The organism is Actinoplanes cyaneus, from assembly GCF_016862095.1.
Classification (GTDB): Bacteria; Actinomycetota; Actinomycetes; order Mycobacteriales; family Micromonosporaceae; genus Actinoplanes; species Actinoplanes cyaneus.
Map to the genome: position 1 here is coordinate 124239 of NZ_BOMH01000041.1, position 16592 is coordinate 140830.

Annotated in this window: 16 protein-coding genes; 9 read left to right on the top strand and 7 right to left on the bottom strand. The window is 70.8% G+C overall.

Annotation, left to right across the window (positions count from 1 at the left end; translation table 11 throughout):
- Positions 1-29: 29 nt before the first annotated feature.
- Entirely contained in the window at positions 30-536 is a 507-nt protein-coding gene (locus Acy02nite_RS27785) for a GNAT family N-acetyltransferase (protein ID WP_203745810.1), read from the bottom strand.
- 255 nt (positions 537-791) lie between these two features.
- Between Acy02nite_RS27785 and Acy02nite_RS27790 the strand changes: the two genes are divergently transcribed.
- From Acy02nite_RS27790 to Acy02nite_RS27800, 3 genes are read left to right on the top strand one after another with little or no spacing between them, the layout of a single operon-like run.
- Positions 792-1328 carry a TetR/AcrR family transcriptional regulator gene (locus tag Acy02nite_RS27790; RefSeq protein WP_203745812.1) on the top strand — a complete coding sequence of 179 codons (537 nt, stop codon included), beginning with the start codon at positions 792-794 and terminating at the stop codon, positions 1326-1328.
- Positions 1329-1336: 8 nt separating this feature from the next.
- Positions 1337-1924: a DUF4865 family protein gene (locus Acy02nite_RS27795; protein ID WP_203745814.1), complete on the top strand. Its 588-nt coding sequence runs from the start codon at positions 1337-1339 to the stop codon at positions 1922-1924.
- Between the two features lie 33 nt (positions 1925-1957).
- Entirely contained in the window at positions 1958-2512 is a 555-nt protein-coding gene (locus Acy02nite_RS27800; RefSeq protein ID WP_203745816.1) for an SMI1/KNR4 family protein, read from the top strand.
- 190 nt (positions 2513-2702) lie between these two features.
- Here the strand turns inward: Acy02nite_RS27800 and Acy02nite_RS27805 are convergent, their stop codons facing one another.
- A complete protein-coding gene (locus Acy02nite_RS27805) occupies positions 2703-3305 on the bottom strand; it encodes a dihydrofolate reductase family protein (protein WP_203745818.1) in 603 nt (200 codons plus the stop codon).
- Positions 3306-3453: 148 nt separating this feature from the next.
- Positions 3454-6720, bottom strand: coding sequence for an NACHT domain-containing protein (locus Acy02nite_RS27810; protein ID WP_203745821.1), 3267 nt, complete (start codon positions 6718-6720; stop codon positions 3454-3456).
- Positions 6721-6905: 185 nt separating this feature from the next.
- Between Acy02nite_RS27810 and Acy02nite_RS27815 the strand changes: the two genes are divergently transcribed.
- On the top strand, positions 6906-7271 hold the full coding sequence (locus tag Acy02nite_RS27815; protein WP_203745823.1) for a carboxymuconolactone decarboxylase family protein: 366 nt from the start codon (positions 6906-6908) through the stop codon (positions 7269-7271).
- Positions 7272-7430: 159 nt separating this feature from the next.
- On the opposite strand, the gene Acy02nite_RS27820 is transcribed toward Acy02nite_RS27815, so the two are convergent.
- Both Acy02nite_RS27820 and Acy02nite_RS27825 read right to left on the bottom strand, forming a co-directional pair.
- A complete protein-coding gene (locus Acy02nite_RS27820) occupies positions 7431-9140 on the bottom strand; it encodes a BTAD domain-containing putative transcriptional regulator (protein WP_264653304.1) in 1710 nt (569 codons plus the stop codon).
- A 54-nt stretch (positions 9141-9194) separates the two neighbouring features.
- Positions 9195-10037, bottom strand: coding sequence for a PHP domain-containing protein (locus Acy02nite_RS27825; RefSeq protein WP_239175268.1), 843 nt, complete (start codon positions 10035-10037; stop codon positions 9195-9197).
- A gap of 19 nt (positions 10038-10056) precedes the next feature.
- Between Acy02nite_RS27825 and Acy02nite_RS46705 the strand changes: the two genes are divergently transcribed.
- Genes Acy02nite_RS46705 through Acy02nite_RS27845 form a run of 5 tightly spaced genes read left to right on the top strand, consistent with a single transcriptional unit; the run spans position 10057 to position 14874 of the window.
- A complete protein-coding gene (locus Acy02nite_RS46705; RefSeq protein ID WP_239175269.1) occupies positions 10057-10203 on the top strand; it encodes a hypothetical protein in 147 nt (48 codons plus the stop codon).
- Between the two features lie 43 nt (positions 10204-10246).
- The gene (locus Acy02nite_RS27830) at positions 10247-11074 is read left to right on the top strand and encodes an ABC transporter ATP-binding protein (protein ID WP_203745833.1); all 828 of its coding nucleotides are present in this window, start codon (positions 10247-10249) and stop codon (positions 11072-11074) included.
- A complete protein-coding gene (locus Acy02nite_RS27835; RefSeq protein WP_203745840.1) occupies positions 11071-12126 on the top strand; it encodes an iron-siderophore ABC transporter substrate-binding protein in 1056 nt (351 codons plus the stop codon). Before Acy02nite_RS27830 ends, Acy02nite_RS27835 begins: the two co-directional genes overlap by 4 nt.
- A complete protein-coding gene (locus Acy02nite_RS27840; protein ID WP_203745842.1) occupies positions 12123-14195 on the top strand; it encodes an iron ABC transporter permease in 2073 nt (690 codons plus the stop codon). Before Acy02nite_RS27835 ends, Acy02nite_RS27840 begins: the two co-directional genes overlap by 4 nt.
- Positions 14196-14238: 43 nt before the next feature.
- Positions 14239-14874, top strand: a complete 636-nt coding sequence (locus tag Acy02nite_RS27845) for a hypothetical protein (RefSeq protein ID WP_203745844.1) — start codon at positions 14239-14241, stop codon at positions 14872-14874.
- Between the two features lie 202 nt (positions 14875-15076).
- Here the strand turns inward: Acy02nite_RS27845 and msrA are convergent, their stop codons facing one another.
- Positions 15077-15580, bottom strand: a complete 504-nt coding sequence (gene msrA, locus Acy02nite_RS27850) for a peptide-methionine (S)-S-oxide reductase MsrA (protein ID WP_203745853.1) — start codon at positions 15578-15580, stop codon at positions 15077-15079.
- Positions 15581-15772: 192 nt separating this feature from the next.
- Complete coding sequence (locus tag Acy02nite_RS27855) at positions 15773-16216, bottom strand: hypothetical protein (RefSeq protein ID WP_203745855.1); 444 nt, start codon at positions 16214-16216, stop codon at positions 15773-15775.
- Positions 16217-16592: the final 376 nt, after the last annotated feature.

Below are 16592 nucleotides of genomic sequence, written 5' to 3' on the forward strand. Positions count from 1 at the left end.
GTCGTACTGCCTCGATCGACGGCCCGGCGTCAGTCCACGGCGAGCATCGACGCTGCTCGCCACTCCTCGCGGGTCACGGCGTACCGGATGCGGGTCTCCGACTCCTCGATCAGGCGCATCCCCAGACGTTTCATCAAGGCCTGTGACGACGTGTTCGCCGGATCGCAGGTCGCGGTGATCTCCGGGAAGGAGAACGTCCCGAAGACGTACGGGACGAAGACTCGCATGGCCTCGGACGCGTAGCCACGGCCGTGGAACCCGGGGTGGAACTGGAAGCCGACATCGCCCGGCGCGCCGGAATCCCTCGGCGCCCAGACGCCCACGTCGCCGATCACCCGCTGCTCGGCGACGTGCTCCACGGCATAGCCGTGCCACGCCTGGGTCGCGCCCTCGTCCAGCACCGCCTGGGCGACGAGGTAGCCGGCCGCCTGCTCCCGGCTCATCGGCTCCCCCGGCAGGTGGCGGCGCACCACCGGGTCGGCCTGGTAGGCCAGGAAGTCGTCGAGATCCCCCGCGGCGAACCGTCGGACCCTCAACCGCTCACTTCTCACTCAGGCCTCCGTCACCTCACGCCCCGGACCCGGCACGAGGGTGAACAGATGCTCGCACACCGCAGCCTGCGCCGGAACGGTGCACCGGATCACTGTCGTCACCCCGTGGCGCCACCCGCTCCTCGGCGCCCGTGCCGACGTGCAGCACGCGCATGTTGCCGGGTTCCGCCGCGCCAGCGGAGTCCAGCGTCACCGGAACCCGCGTCAACTTTTGTACATACTAGTATGTACAGTGCGGGGGTGAACGCGGCGGAACGACTGATCGAGAGCACCCGGGACCTTCTCTGGGAGCGTGGCTACGTCGGGACCAGTCCGAAGGCGATCCAGCAGCGGGCGGGGTCCGGCCAGGGCAGCATGTACCACCACTTCAGCGGCAAACAGGAGCTGGCGCTGACGGCCATCCGCCGTACCGCGGAAGAGATGAGGGCCAGAGCCGAGGAGCAGTTCTCCGGGCCGGGAACTCCGATCGAGCGCATCACCGCCTACCTGCGGCGCGAGCGGGACGTGCTCAAGGGCTGCCCGATCGGGCGGCTCACCCAGGACCCGGACGTGATGGCCGACCCGCTGCTGCGCGCGCCGGTCGACGAGACGCTCGGCTGGCTGCGCGGGCGCCTCGCCGGGATCGTCGCCGAGACAGGCACCAAACTGGACCCGCAAGCGGTGGCCGCCACCATCGTCGCCACGCTGCAGGGTGGGTACGTGCTGGCGCGCGCCGCCGGCTCGCCCGCACCGTTCGACCAGGCCGTCAGCGGTCTGCTGAGCCTGCTGACCGACTGAGGAGACCCGTGTACGCGAGCCAGTACGAGATCGCCCTGCCCGCCGACTACGACATGGGGATCATCCGCAAACGAGTGGCGGCCGGCGGGCACGTGCTCGACGACCGTGCCGGGCTGGGCCTCAAGGCGTACGTCATCCGGGAACGCGGAGTCGACGGGTCGCCGGTCAACCAGTACGCGCCGTTCTACCTGTGGAACAACCCTGCGGCGATGGCGCACTTCCTGGTCGGCGGCGGCGGCTTCCAGAACATCATCCGCGACTTCGGCCGTCCCGCCGTACGGCACTGGACCGGCATCGCCGCGGAAGCCGGGCCGGCCCGCGCGACCACGCCCCGGGCCGCGTCCCGGCGGCTCACCGCCGTGCCGGCCGGCGTCGGGACGGACCTGCCCGCGCTGATCTCACAAGAGGTGTCACGGTTACGGGACCTCGCCCACCGCGACGGGGTGCACACGGCCGCGCTCGCCGTCGACCCGGACCGGTGGGAGCTGCTGCGGTTCGTGCTCTGGGCGGACACGTCCGCCCCGGACGAGGACGCGACCGAGCGGTACGAGGTGCTGCACCTCTCCTCCCCCGGCCTCGGCGCCCTCGACGCGTAGGCGGGATTCCCGACTCGCGCTAGCCTCCTGCGCGTGAACGATGACGCAAGTCTGGCGGACGCTCTGCGCTCGTGGAGCGAGTGGCTGAGCCGGCTCGGCGCTCCGGTCGCATCCTCGCTACGACCCGGGCGGTCGCCCGAACAGATCGTCGCCGTGCTCGGCGCCGAACTGCCCGCAGCCGTGCTCACCTGGTTCTCGTGGTGCGACGGCGTCGAGGACGCGCCCGGCCAGACGATCGGCGACTGCTGGGTGATCCCGGGATACTGGCCGGTCTCCCTCGCCGAGGCCCGTGACGATTTGTCCGTCGATCTGCCCTATCGACACGGGGTGCCGCTGCTGCGCGACGGCGGCACCGATCTGTACGTGGCCGCGTGGTCCGAGACCGGTGAGGAGCCGGTCGTGGTGTCGCTGCTGGATCCGGGAAACCCCGTCGTCGAGTACGGCTCCGTCGCCGAGCTTGTCGCCGTCACCAACGCCTGCTTCGCGCGGAACGTGTACGCCCTGGACGAGTCGGGCCTGCTCGACCTGGTCGACGCGGAGGGCTACGACGCCATCTACGAAGAGGTCACCGGTCTACCGGCTACCTGACGCGCGGCTTGCCGGCGTACGGCAGGCGAAGCTCAGCCGGGCGAAGTCCGGCTCCGGGCGCGTGGGGCAGCGTCTTCGCAGATGACCTGCGCGGCTTCGGCGACTCGGACAACAAGCCGGGCGAGGGCCGTTCGCGGCTTCGTGAGCAGCGTCGACGCCGCCTGATCGGCCGGCGCGTGGCTGAACCTGATCAGAGACTGTCGCGCCTGACCGTGTAGTGCAGGTGCAGGACGCGGTCGCCCTGGACGACCGCGTCCGGGTCGTCGAGCAGGACGGTTCCGGTGTGGCGGCCGAAGAAGCGCACACCCTCGCCGAGCACGACCGGCACGACGTCCATGGCGACCTCGTCGACCAGGCCCGCCGCGAATGCCTGGCCGCCCACGTCGCCCGCGGTCACGCAGACCAGGCCGTCCCCGGCGAGCTCCTTCGCGAGCCAGATGCCCTCCTCGACAGAGCCGGCCGTGTGGAACGGCGCGCCGGGGAACCGGGCAAGCCACTCCGACGGCAGCGGCCGGTGGGTGACGACGACCAGCGTCTCCCCCGCGGCCGGCACACCCGACCACCCGTCGGTGGTGTCGAACAGGTGACGCCCGATCACGGTGCACTTCACGCCGGTCCAGAAGGGCGTCACATAGTCCGCGGAGGCCCGGCTCATGGTGAACGACCACTTGTCGTTGGCGTGGACGGTCACGTCGCCGTTGCCGTACCAGTCGAAGAGGGGCCCGACCGAGTCGTCGGGATACGCGATGAACCCGTCGACCGACACCACGGCCTGCATGACGACTCTTGCCATCGTTCGCGCTCCTCGGTCCGTTCGCACCGTCCGGAGTCGCCAGCTTTACACACTCACGGGACGTGGGAAGGCCGGTCGAACGCGATCACGCGTAGGAAGGCGGCCGCAGCCATGGCGGTGGCGTGGTCTCGATGGACGATGCGGGTGGTCAGAGCGGCTCGGACCAGGGAAGGGCCGCTTCCGAGACGTCCCAGAGGCGCACGATTCCACCGAACGTCGCCGCCGCGAACTTCCCGTCGGGACTGATCGCCACATGATCGTCGACGCCGAACTCGTATCCGACATTCAGACTGCGGCCCGTGCCGATGTGGACCTGGGCCGAGCCGGGGGAATCCACACCCACTCGGGTCACGGTCATCATGCTGGCGCCGAATTGAGCGAAGGTCGCCGCCGTTCGCGACTGTGCAGTCACGGCTCCGCCCCAAAGGCCGTACTGATAGCCGGGGGAATAGGTCTCATAATGGTCACCGAAGATCCCCCGCACAGCGACCCCATCACAATCAGCAGTGACCATCCGCTCGGGATCACCGACCCATTGGTCGAATTCCTGCGGTCCTCCGCGAGTATCCGACTCGGCCCACCCGCCCCAGTCGATCCAGAGCGGATACGCGTACCACAGTTCCAACTTTCCCCGGTCGGAGTCGGCGAGGGTGATGTCACAACCGCGAACGACCCGGGATCGCAGGTCGCGAACCATGATTCGATGCTGGGCGTCCACCGCAACCAACTCTCGGCCACGTTCGTCCAGGTTCAGGGAGCGCACAGGCTGATAGGACCGAAACGGTCGATATCTATCCACCAGATCCAGATCCATCACGTACACGAGATTGTCGACGGCGACAGCCAGGGTGAGTCCGTCGCCGCTGAACGCCATGGCGAACAGCCGCCCCGCGAGCTTCCGGACCGCCCGGGGAGAATCACCGAATCCCGCAGAGTCACGGTTCCAGATCTCGACCGAGCCGTCCCGCCTCGAGACCGCCATGACGCGAGCTGCTTCGCCCAGTGCGACGAACTCGTATGCGACCCCGGACCGCGACAGCACGGCGACGGCTTTGTCGGCGGGCGCGATCGTCACCACCACACACGCCAGGACGGCTGCCGCGGTGGATGCCGCCAACAGCCGCCGTCGATGCCTTCTGCGATCCGGCGCCGTATCGGCAACCTCGGTCAGCCCGGTCGGCCGGGTGGCGAGACGCTCCTGGAACCGAATGTGCCGGAACTGGTAAACACCGCTGACCTGACGCAGCAGGCCCTTCTCCCGGGCCTCGGCCAGGAAGCCGATCAGGCGCCACGGCAACTGTCCACGCATGGCGAGCACGGCCCGCGCGACCACGAATCGCGGCCAGGCGGACGTGAGCAGAACCAGACCCGCCAGCATCAGCCCGGGCAGGACGAAAGCGACGGCACGCGCAAGATTGTCGCCCACCGAGTTCCAGGCCACGCCCATGCCGAACGTGGTTCGCCGGTCAAGATGCGTCCAGGCTGCCGCCCACGCCGGATCACGGGAGATCGCCTTGCTCAGTAGGGTGCCGGCGAAGCCACCGCCGATCATCGCCGGGAAGAGCAGAACGTTGACCGTGAGACCCGCGCAAGCGGCTCCAGACAGCGACGACCGGCGATCCTGCTGGACGAACCGAAGCGGGTCGGCGCGTGCGGACCGCTCCGCGGGAGCGTTCAGCCAGTTGTGCACCGCCAGGGCCAGACCCACCACCAGAGTGATCGCTCCACATTGAGTGAAGACCTGACAAAAACCCCGGAATTCGGCGAGATCCCATCGGACGACTCTGAACGCGAAGATGGCCGTGGCGATGACCAGCGGAATGCCGCAGACCACGGTGCCGATCGCGATGCCGTTGCGGAATCCACGGCGTAACCGGCTGCTCGATCCCTTCAAGGACAGTGACAGTCGTCCAGGGAGCCGGTCGCCGGCCGCGAACCAGATCATCACTGTGAGAAGTGCAAAAGAAACACTCAGCAGGATGCCCCAGTCGGTGGAGAGATACATGACATCCTGACCATCGCTCAGCACTGCAAGACCTGCGATGACGAGAACAGCGACCGCCGCACCACCGGTGATGCCGAGGGCGAACCCGACCCAGGGCCGCAGCAGGCGCGGGAGCAGCCACCAGGCCAGGTCACGATCCTGATGCTGGTGCAGATAGCCGGCCAGGAAGCGCAACCACTTCCTGGCCTGCGGGGCGGACCACCGCGACGGCTTCATGGGCTGGGCCGCGGGCCGGAAGCGAGGGGCGTACGCGCCGTCGATCAACTGGTCGATGATGAAGTCCTCGACCTCGTGGCGTGACTCGAACCGCGCAGTGTCGAGCAGGTCGGAGGGACGGCCACCACAGCGTTCGTACGTGAACCGGGCCAGCGACACCATGAGCGGCGTCGACAACGCCTTCGCCACCGGATGATCATGATCCCCGTCGGCCGCGGCTGCGAGCAGGTCGGCGTACACCTCGTCCCAGACCGTGCCGGGTGGCCAGGTGATCGACGACAGGTAGGCGATCACGTCCTGCGCCGGCAAGGGCACCATCTCCACGACGGGAGCGCCGTGCAGGACCGGGGAACCACCCCGGATGACATCGGTGTACTCCGCGGACCGGCACGTCACGATCACCGGCCGGTCGTTGCCGACAGCCCGGTTGATCTCATGGACGGCGCCGCGCCGGGCCGACTCGGGCATCTCGTCCAGGCCGTCGAGCACGGGCAGGAGAAGACCGCTCAGCAACAACCGCCGCGGCGTCTCGGGCTGGTCGTTGTAATACAACGCGGCGACACTGCGCACGATCCACGCGTCCAGCGACACCGACAGCGGATCCCAGGACGAGGCGGACAGCAACACCGGGGTCACGCCGCCCGGCGTGCGGGCGTCCAGCAGACCCAGTGTCATCAGCATGGCCAGCACGCTCTTGCCGGCGCCGGGCTCGCCGAGCAGCACGAGCCGGCCGCGATCCAGGTGCGCGTAGTCGTCGGCGAGCCGGTGGACGACCTCGTCGAAGTTGCCGTCCAGGCGACCGCTCAGCCTCTTACGACGTACGCGCAAGCCGTTGTCGGACCTTGCCGGACCGTCAGCGATGGCGTCGCTGCCGGTCGCGGCCCAGGACAGCGGGATGACGCCAGGATCCCGCAGCCGACGGGCCTGAGCCTCGTCGAGCCACTGCTCGCGCAGTGTCTCGGCGAGGTCGTCGGCCAGTTCGCAGGACGATTCCTGGCTCTTCTCCGGCCACAGGTACATGACGATCGCGGCTGTCAGGCTGACCAGCCCGAGCAGCACGCCGATGCGGCTGTCCGACAGACCGCCGGCGACCATGTCGACGATGCTCGCCACGGTCGCCACCGCGCAGACGGCGAGAAGGATCTGCATGGCGGCGCGGACGCCGGAGCGGCGCCGGAACGGCAGGCGGGTCATGGGACATCCCAGCAGGTCAGCGTGGGTACGAGAACAAGATCAAGTCTCCACCCGGTGGTGCCCGGCGGGCCTCTCCCCGCCCGTTCCGGCGTGTCGGAGCGGCGGAGGGCCGGTCAGCTTCGCAGCCAGACCCTGGCCTGCTCCGGTGTCCCGGGCGGCATCGCGCGCAGCGACTCCCGCCAGACGTGGTCCGCCGAGTCCATGACCTTGGCGATCGCGCACGGCGCGGTGCATTCCTCGGCCGGGGTCGCCAGCGGCCCTCGCTGCCGCACCTCCGTGCAGCGGAAGGCCGGCAGCGCTCCGTCAACCGCCTGCAGCTGTCCGCCTGGCGCGAGTCGGCGCTGTTCACCCCGGCCGAGCGCGCGGCTCTGGAGTACACCGAGGCCGCGACCACGCTGACCGGGCACGGCGTCAGCGACGAGGTGTGGGCCGGGGTGCGCCAGTTCTTCGACGACGAGGAGCTCGGGGCCCTGGTCGTCCAGGTCGCGCTGATGAACGCGTACAACCGGTTCGGCGTCCCCCTGCGGATGCCGGTGACCTCGCGCGGCTAAGCCGCGCGACAGCCAGGTCGCGGGCGAAAGCACGAGCCGGACGAGCTTCTCCGGCGGCGGCGAAATGCCGGACAGAGGCGGGACAGCCCGTCGGTCAACGATGCTGTCACGAACGCAGACCGCCCGGGAGGGTCGACTGCGGAATCGTTGCGGTGCAGGTCAGCTCGTGTAGCGCGCCCAGTCGACGTGGGCCGCGACCTGGTTCGGTGTCTCCTGGTTCGGGGCCGGGATCGAACCCTCGGGGCCTGGGTTGATCTGCACGTAGAGAAACATCGGGACGGTCGGGATGCTCACCGGGCCGGGCAACTTCCGGGTGTCGAGGATGACCGCACCGTTGAGGGAGATGGTGACGAACTCGGGCCGCCACTCGATCGCGTACGTGTTCCAGGTGGTGAAGTCTCCGGTCACCGCGGCGCCGTCGACGTGCTCGGCTGCAGACCCGCCCATCACCGGATACATCACCCGGCGATCACCCTCGTCGAACCGGGCCATCGTCATGAAGCCCCAGCCCGGGGTGTCCGGGCCGGCACCGGGATACAACCCGAGGGCCGGGGCGTAGCCGGAGCCGACGTCGAACTTGGCCCGCACCTCCCACACCCCGTAGCTGCGCACGATTCCCTGCTCCAGGCACCAGCAGACGGCACCAGCGACGTTGCCGGCGCCGGTCGGGTTCCGGCCCGTACCGCTGATCTGCAGTTCGCCGCCCCCGACCCGCACCGCGCTCGGCGACCACGACGAGCCGTTCTCCCGCTGGGCCTGATTGGCGGCCCACTGCATCGGCGTCAATTCCGTGCCCGAGAAATCCTCGGTGACGGTGAAAGGGGTGGCGGCGGCGGTTCGCCCGGACGGCCGGAACATCGCGACGGCGCCCAGCGTCACGGCGAGCGTCGTTCCCACGGCGACGGTCGCCGTGACATACCGGCGGCGGCGCTTCCAGGGTGAGACGGGCCGGTCGGCGGCCACCGCCGAAGTCGGGGGCGGGGGCGGGGGCAGGGGCGGCGGCGCCGCCGAAGTCGGGGGCTGGGCGGCGCCGGCCGGATGCCGGTCGCCGCGCAAAGTCTCTGTGTAGAGCGCCATCAGTTGCGGACTCGGTTCGGTGCCGTACTCGTCGGCGAGCCGCTGCTGGTGCAGGCGGCACCGTTCCAGAGCCTCGGTCGGCCGCCCGGCGTCGACAAGCGCCCGCACCAGCGCCACGACCAGCGGCTCCACCAGGGGATTGGCATCGACCAGCGTGCTCAGTGGCGCCAGCACCGCCGTCGCGTTGCCGACGGCCAACTCGGCCTCGGCCCATTCCGCCCTGGCCGTCAGCAGCTCATCGGTCAACTGTTCGCGGGTGCGCGTCGCCCACGCTCCACTCACGCCGGTCAGCGGGTCGCCACGGTGCAGCGACACACTGTGCCGCAGCAACTCGACACGGGTCTCCGGCGTGCACGACGACGCCCGCGACCGGACCACCAGGTCACGGAACCGGATCAGGTCGACCTGGTCGGGCACGGCGGTCAACCGGTAGCCGCCGGGGTGATTGACCACTGTCACATCGCTGAAGGACTGTTCCAGCATGCGACGGATCCGCGTGATGTAGGTGCCGAGCGTCCTGGCCGCCTGCCCCGGTGGATCCTCACCCCAGACCCGGTCGATCAAGGTCGTCGCCTGCACCACCCGGCCCGCGTCGACCGCCAATGCCGCCAGCACGGCCAGGCGCCGGGGTTCGCCGCCAAGAACGGACCCATCGGCTGTACGGACCTCGACCGGCCCCAACAGCCGTATCTCCCCCACCGCGCACCCTTCCCGCCGACCGCTGACGGCCCGCACGATCGGGCACACCGTATCAACTGACCCCAATGGCCTTTCGCGGGAGCGCGGCGACATATCGGGTCCACCAGGGGGATGTCCGGCTCGGCCCGCCCGTCCTCCCGGCGGGCGTCACCCCGGGAGGGTCCACCGGTCGTACGGATGACGGCCGGGCCGGAAACCGTGTGCTTCGACCATGTGGACGGCTGCGGAGAGGCCGGTGCCGACGGCGTCCGGGACGTGGGCGTCGCTGCCGAAGGTGACCACCTTGCCGCCCTCGTCGCGCCACCAGCGGACGATCTCCGAGGCCAGCGGGATACGGGTGTTGACCTCCAGCGTCCGGTCCGTGGCGGCGAGGGCGCGCAGCGCGTGCCGGAACTCGTCCTCGAAGGCGTGCAGGTCGAACGGCCCCGCCTCGGCGGGCCAGCCGCGTACGGCGTAGTCCAGGTGGGCGAGGACCGCGAAGGCATCCGTGCGGGCGATCAGGTCGGCGATCTCGGCCAGGTAGAGCCGGAGCACCTCGACGGCGGGGCGCTGGCGGTAGAGCGCGTTCGCCTCGACGAGCCGGCCATCGACGGGCAGGGCGTGCAGCGAGCCGAGCACCCGTTCGTAGTGGCCGGTGCCGAGCAGTTTCGCGACCGGCACGGCGTTCCAGTGGGGTTCGCCCAGCTCGACGCCGCTGATGACGCGGAGTGAGGGGAAGAGCTCGCGGCACCGCTGGATCGAGGCGAGATAGCGCTCCTGGTCCAGCTCGGGCGGGACCAGCACGCCGTCGGGGCCGGTCAGCTCGCGCCGCAGCGGTGAGCGCTCCAGAACCACGTCGTCGACCGTCCACCGGGAGTAGTCGACATGCTCGGTGAATGCGACGGCCGGGAGACCGAGCTGCACCGCGCGGGCGCAGGTCCGTTCCATGGAACCGTCGGGAGCGTCCCAGGAGAATTCGGTGTGGACGTGACCGTCCGCGGGCTGAATCACATGGCCCACGGTAGCGATCTTGGTCGAGGCGCCGCAGGCGGCTCCCACGATGGTTGCGCTCTCCTCCGGCCTCAGCCTCGGCGCGTTCGACGGCAGCGGCCGAGCTGCACGACGCGTTCTTCGTGCCGGGCGGGCCGGATTGCAGAACGACAAGATCATCATCTAGCCTCCGTTAGGCAAGGCAAACCTAACTGAGTCGGAGCCGAACGATGTCCACGACCGTCCTGCGCGGTGAGCAGCTCGTGCTCGGGTACGGGAAGACGGCAGTGGTCCATGGCGTCTCGGTCACCCTCGAGCCCGGCCACGTCACGGCGCTGATCGGCCCGAACGGCAGCGGCAAGTCCACCCTGCTGCGCTCCCTCGCCCGGTTGCACCGTGTCGGCGAGGGCCGGGTGCTGCTCGGCGATCACGCGGTGGCGCGGCTCAGCGCCCGGCAGTTCGCTCAGGAGGTCACCCTCTTCTCGCAGTCCCGTCAGACCCCGCACGGGCTGACGGTCAGCGAGGTCGTCGCGTTCGGGCGTCATCCGCACCGGCGCCGCTTCGCCGGGCTCGCCCCCGCCGACCGGAACGCGATCGACGACGCGATGACCGCCACCGGCGTACGGGACATGGCCTCTCGTCCTGTCGGTGAGCTCTCCGGCGGCGAGATGCAGCGGGTCTGGCTCGCGGCCTGCCTCGCCCAGCAGACGAGCGTCGTGCTCCTCGACGAGCCGACCAACCACCTGGACCTGCGCTACCAGATCGAGACGCTCGACCTGGTACGCGATCTCGCCGACGAGCGTGGCGTCGCCGTCGGCATCGTGCTGCACGACCTCGACCAGGCCGCCCGCGTCGCGGACACGCTCGTCCTCCTGAAGGACGGGCGGATCCACGCCGCCGGCGACCCCCGGCACGTGCTCACCGCCGAGCACCTCAGCGACGTCTACGGCCTGCGCGTGGAGGTCGAGGTCGACGCGCGCACCGGCCGTATCCGTATCGACCCGATCGGGCGGCATCCCGCCCGCACCCAGATCCACCCAGGAGAACGAACCGCATGATCCCCGTTTCCCGCCTCGCGGCCACCACGGCGACCCTTGCCGTGGCCGCGGCGCTCACCGCCTGCGGCACCACGAAGGTCGAGCCGGCCGCCGTGGCGTCCGCCGCCCCCGCGTCGCAGACCTGCGCCGACGACCGGACCACGACGGCGACCGGCCCGGTGTCGCTGACCGACGGGGTCGGCCGCAAGGTCGAGCTGGCCAAGCCGGCGTCCCGGGTCGCGGTGCTGGAGTGGCAGCAGACCGAGGACGTGCTCACGCTCTGCCTCAACCCCGTCGCGGTCGCCGACGCCAAGGGCTACACCACGTACGTGAAAGCGGAGACGCTGCCCGCGAGCGTCGTCGACACCGGCGAGCGCGGCGAGCCCGACCTCGACAAGCTCTACGCGGCGAACCCGGACCTGATCATCGTCGAGGCGTTCAAGGCCAACGACGAGATCATCACCAAGCTGGAGAAGCGCGGCGTCCCGGTGCTCGCCACGGTCGGCGCCGACGCGTCCGGCCAGATCGCGAACATGAAGAAGGTCTTCTCGATGATCGGCCAGGCGACCGGTCGCACCGAGCGGGCCGACCTGGTCATCAAGCAGTTCGACCAGCATCTCGCCGAGGCCAAGCAGAAGGTCGCGGCAGCATCCGTGACCGCCAAGGACTTCCTGTTCTTCGACGGCTGGATCGAGGGCGGCAACGTCGTCATCCGCCCGTACGGCAAGGGTGCGCTCTTCACCGAGCTCGGCGAGCAGCTGGGGATGACCGCCGCCTGGACGGACGCGATCAACAAGACGTACGGCAGCGGGGGCGTCGACCCCGCGTACGGCCTCGCGCAGACCGACATCGAGGGACTCACCGCCGTCGGCGGCGCCACCCTGTTCTACTCCGACGACCAGACCGCCGACAGCTACGCCAAGGAGCTGGTCAAGAGCCCGATCTGGACGAAGCTGCCGGCCGTCGCCGAGGGCCGCGCGCACGCCTTCCCGGCGGGCGTCTGGGGCGCCGGCGGCCCGAAGTCGAACGAAGAGGCGATCGACGCCTACGTGAAGATCCTGACCAAGCAGTGAGCGACACCCGGGCGCCGATCGGGCTCGGGCGGGGCACGAGCGGGGCGGCGGTGCTCGCCGTCCTGCTCGTCACCGTGATCCTGGTCGGACTGTGGCACGTCACGCAGGGCACCTCCGGGGTGGGCGTCGGGGAGCTGCTGCGCTACCTGTTGGGCGCGCACCCGGACGTCGGTGGCGTCCCGATCGCCGACATCGTCACCGGCTCCCGCCTGCCCCGCATGTTCGCCGGGATCGCGGTCGGCGTCGCGCTCGGCGCGGGTGGCGCGCTCCTGCAGTCGGTCACCCGTAACGCCCTGGCCGCCCCGGACACCCTGGCCGTCACCGCCGGGTCGTACTTCGCGCTGTGCGCGGTCGCCGCGTTCGGGCTCGCCGTGCCGCTGTGGGCCTCCGGCGCCGTCGCGTTCGGCGGCGGCCTGCTCGCCGCGGGCCTCGTCCTGGCGCTGGTCGGCACCGCCTCCGGCATCGGAACGACCCGGCTGATCCTGGCCGGCTCGGCGGTCGCGCTGGCCCTCGACGCGGCCACCGCGGTGCTGCTGATCCTGTTCAAGGAGAGCACCACCGGCCTGTACGCGTGGGGCAGCGGCTCACTGGCCCAGCTGAACCTCGACGCCGCCACCCGCGCCGCCCCGGTCATCGCCGTCGTGCTCGTCGTCGCCGTGCTGCTGTCGCGGCGCCTCGACGTGCTCGGACTCGGCGACGACACGGCCGCCTCGCTCGGGGTGCCGATCCGGTCGACCCGGATCGCCGCCATCCTCTGCGCGGTTCTGCTGACCAGCGTGTCGGTGACCCTGGCCGGGCCGATCGCGTTCATCGGACTGGCCGCGCCCGTCGCGGTGCGCCTGGCCGCGAACCGGATCGGCGTCCTGAGCCGGCACGCGTTTCTCATCCCCGCGTGCGGGCTGACCGGGGCGCTGCTCGTGCTCCTCGCCGACGCCGGCCTGCGCGCCGCGATGGGTGCGCAGGCCGCCGCGTCGATCCCCACCGGGATCCCGACCTCGCTGCTCGGCGCCGTGGTCATCGTGGTCCTCGCGCTGCGGCTGCGCGACACCGGCGCCGGACGGGAGGCGCCCCGCGCGCACGTCGCGGTCCGCTCGCGCCGCCGGTTCCTGACCGTTCTAGGCATCACGGCCACGCTGCTGGTCGTCACGGTGATCGGCGGTCTGCTGGCGGGCAGCCTGTGGTTGCGTACCGGCGATCTCGTCCTCTGGTTGCAGGGCGCCGCGCCGGACCTGATCGCCCGGGCGCTCGACGACCGTGCCCCGCGCGTCGCCGCGGCCGTCGTCGCCGGCGCCGCGCTCGCCCTGGCCGGAACCGTCGTGCAGGGCACGGTCCGCAACCCGCTCGCCGAACCGGGCGTGCTCGGCATCACCGCCGGCGCCGGGCTGGGCGCGGTCATCGTGGTCACCTCCGGCTCCGGCGGCCGGACCGCGCTCGTCGTCACCGCCGTCGCCATGGGACTCGCCACGTTCGCGGTGATCGCCGTGCTGGCCTGGCGCGGCGGCATCCTGCCCGACCGGTTCCTGCTCATCGGCATCGGCTGCGGTTACGCGCTCACCGACGTCAGCACGTTCCTGCTGCTGCGCGCCGACCCGTGGGACACGCCGCGGATCCTGACCTGGCTCTCCGGCACCACCTACGGCCGGTCGTTCGCGGACGTGCTCCTAGTCGCCGTGGTGCTGCTCGTCGCGACCCCCGCGGTGCTGGGCCTTCGTCGCCAGCTCGACCTTCTCTCCATCGACGAGGACACTCCCAAGATCTTCGGCGTACGTCGTGAAGCCGCGCGACTGACCCTGCTCACGATCGCCGCGGTCACCGCCGCGGTGAGCGTCGTCGCCGTCGGCGTGGTCGGCTTCGCCGGACTCGTCGCCCCGCACCTCGCCCGCAGCCTCACCGGCGCCCGCCACAGCCGCGTCATCCCGGTCGCCATGCTGCTCGGCGCCCTGCTCGTCGGCGTCGCGGACGCGCTCGGCCGCACGGTCATCGCGCCGTCGCAGATCCCGGCCGGGCTCATGATGGCCCTGATCGGAGCCCCCTACTTCGTCTGGCTCCTGCGCCGCTCCCGTACCTGACAGTCGCGCCGGGCCCATCGGCATCCTGTGCGATCATGGGGCCGTGCCGAGATCACGGCAGCCCGCCCTGATCAACGCCGGCCCCGCCCCCGCCGGCCCTGTCCGCCATGCCCTTGCGCGCTTCGCCCTGGCCCACTTGGCGCCCGCCCGCTTCGCCCTCGCCGGCCTCGCCGGCCTCGCCCTTGTCGCCCTTGCCGCGCTCGCGGGCTGCACGAACGACCCTGCGCCGCGGCCCGGATCGGCCCCGGCGTCCCGGCTCGGAGCAGCCCCGTCGACCCCGGCTGCCCCGGCGGCCGCGAGCCTCGGTACACCGCCACATCGGCTGCAACCGCCCGCCGTCGTGGACGGCGAACTGTCCCGGGTGGTCGCCGGCACCGGGAACGATCGCCGCGTCAGCACCATCCGCCGCAAGGCGCGGGCCGATCAGGAGTACTGGGTGCATGCCGCCTGCAGTTCGGCGACGCCCGGCAAGATGCTCTCGATCGAGGTGCAGAGCGGCGCGCCCGGCTCCTCCGGCAATGTGCTGGCCACCGTCGAGATCGCCTGCGACGCGACGCCGACGGCCAACTGGATCGGCACGCTGCCCGCCGAACTGTTCGCCGTCTACCTGCGCGGGGACCCGTCCGACGTATCTTCCGCCTACGCCCTCGTCGCGCCGGCCGAGTCGCTGCGGCGTTGAACGCCAAGCACTGGCCAGCACCTGGGTGACTCGCTGCCGCTGAGCACCTGCGGCAGCGCCCCCTGCTCCGACCACCGCGTCTTATGGGGCTGGGCCGACCTGCTGATCGGCTGACCCGTGCGCTCAGTGGCGGGCCGGGCCGGCCTGCCACTGAGCATCCGCTGCCGGCCGACTCGGCACGCAGTCGCCCGGCGCCGATCCCTCACGACTGGCGGCGCGGCAGCTTCCAGTCCGGGCGGGGGAAGTGGCAGGTGTAACCGTTCGGGATGCGCTCCAGATAGTCCTGGTGCTCCGGCTCGGCCTCCCAGAACGGACCGGCCGCGGTCACCTCGGTGACGACCTTGCCCGGCCACAGGCCCGAGGCCTCCACGTCGGCGATCGTGTCCTCGGCGACCCGCTTCTGCTCGTCGCTCTCGAAGAAGATCGCCGAGCGGTAGCTGGTGCCGATGTCGTTGCCCTGCCGGTTCAGCGTGGTCGGGTCGTGGATCTGGAAGAAGAACTCGAGCAGATCCCGGTAGGACGTCCGGGCCGGATCGAACGTGATCTCGATGGCCTCGGCGTGCCCCTCGTGGTTGCGGTAGGTCGCGTTCTCCACCTGACCGCCGGTGTAACCGACCCGGGTCGTCACCACCCCGGGGCGCTTGCGGATCAGATCCTGCATGCCCCAGAAACAGCCACCGGCCAGAATCGCCTTCTCCGTAGCCATCGCGCATCCTCCCTCGTCGTCGTGCCCGTCAAGCATGCCCGATCGGCGTGGCCACGCCCGGCCGTTGTCAGCACGATCACCCACGGATCACGGCGATCGGGATCCTCCGATGCGGGACGGGATCCGCCACTTGCCGGGACCGGCGTCCACATCGCGGGCTGCCACGAAGGACGAGGAGCCGGTCGGCCGAGGTCAGTACCAGTCGGTGCAGTGCAGGTGGCCCTGAGAGCTGGCGCAGGCTCGGATGACGTACGGACTGCTGTCGTTGTACACGCCCGTGTACGCCGATTCGCCCGGCCCCCGGGAACCCAGCGGACCCTCCCAGTGCGCGCCACCGTCGGAGGACCGGTCGACGTACAGCACAGCGGGCTTCGCGCCGGTGTACGAGCCCCACGCGCAGCGGCCCTCCCCGTTGTAGTGCAGCTCGACCCGGCTCCCACCGGCCCAGGTCACCTGCCGCGGCGCCGTGAAGTCGCCGATCGCGGCCCACTGGGTGGCGGTGTCGCGCTGCCCGTCCTCGCACAGCGGGGTCCACGCCGGAACCGCGGCCGGCCCGTCGGTCCATGCGTGCGCGGGTGTCGCCGTCGCGACGGTGACCAGTAACGCCGCGGCGACGACCGAGGCCAGTTTCGTCATGGTCTGACGCTAAATGCGCCTGGATCGCCGGAACAGCGGCCTCATCCGTCCGTGGCGTCGCGCCGCGCGGGAGCGGTCGGCCGTTCAGGGGATGTCGCGAATGGCGTGGACCTCAGGCGCGGCGCCCGGCCAGCATCCCGCAGGGCGTGACATCAGGTGCCGCGACCTGCCTGCAGCGCGCCGCACCCTTGCCGGCTGGTGCTCATGGTCGTTATCCGGGCCGGATAACGACCATGAGCACCAGCCGGCAACCGCGACCTCCGACGCTGCCCGAGCCCTCGGCGCGCCCGCGCTCCCCGAGCTGGCTCCCACCGTTGTTGCGCCGCCCGGACAACCACGGTGAGGGCCGGCTGACGAGCGGGACCTTCCGTGGTGG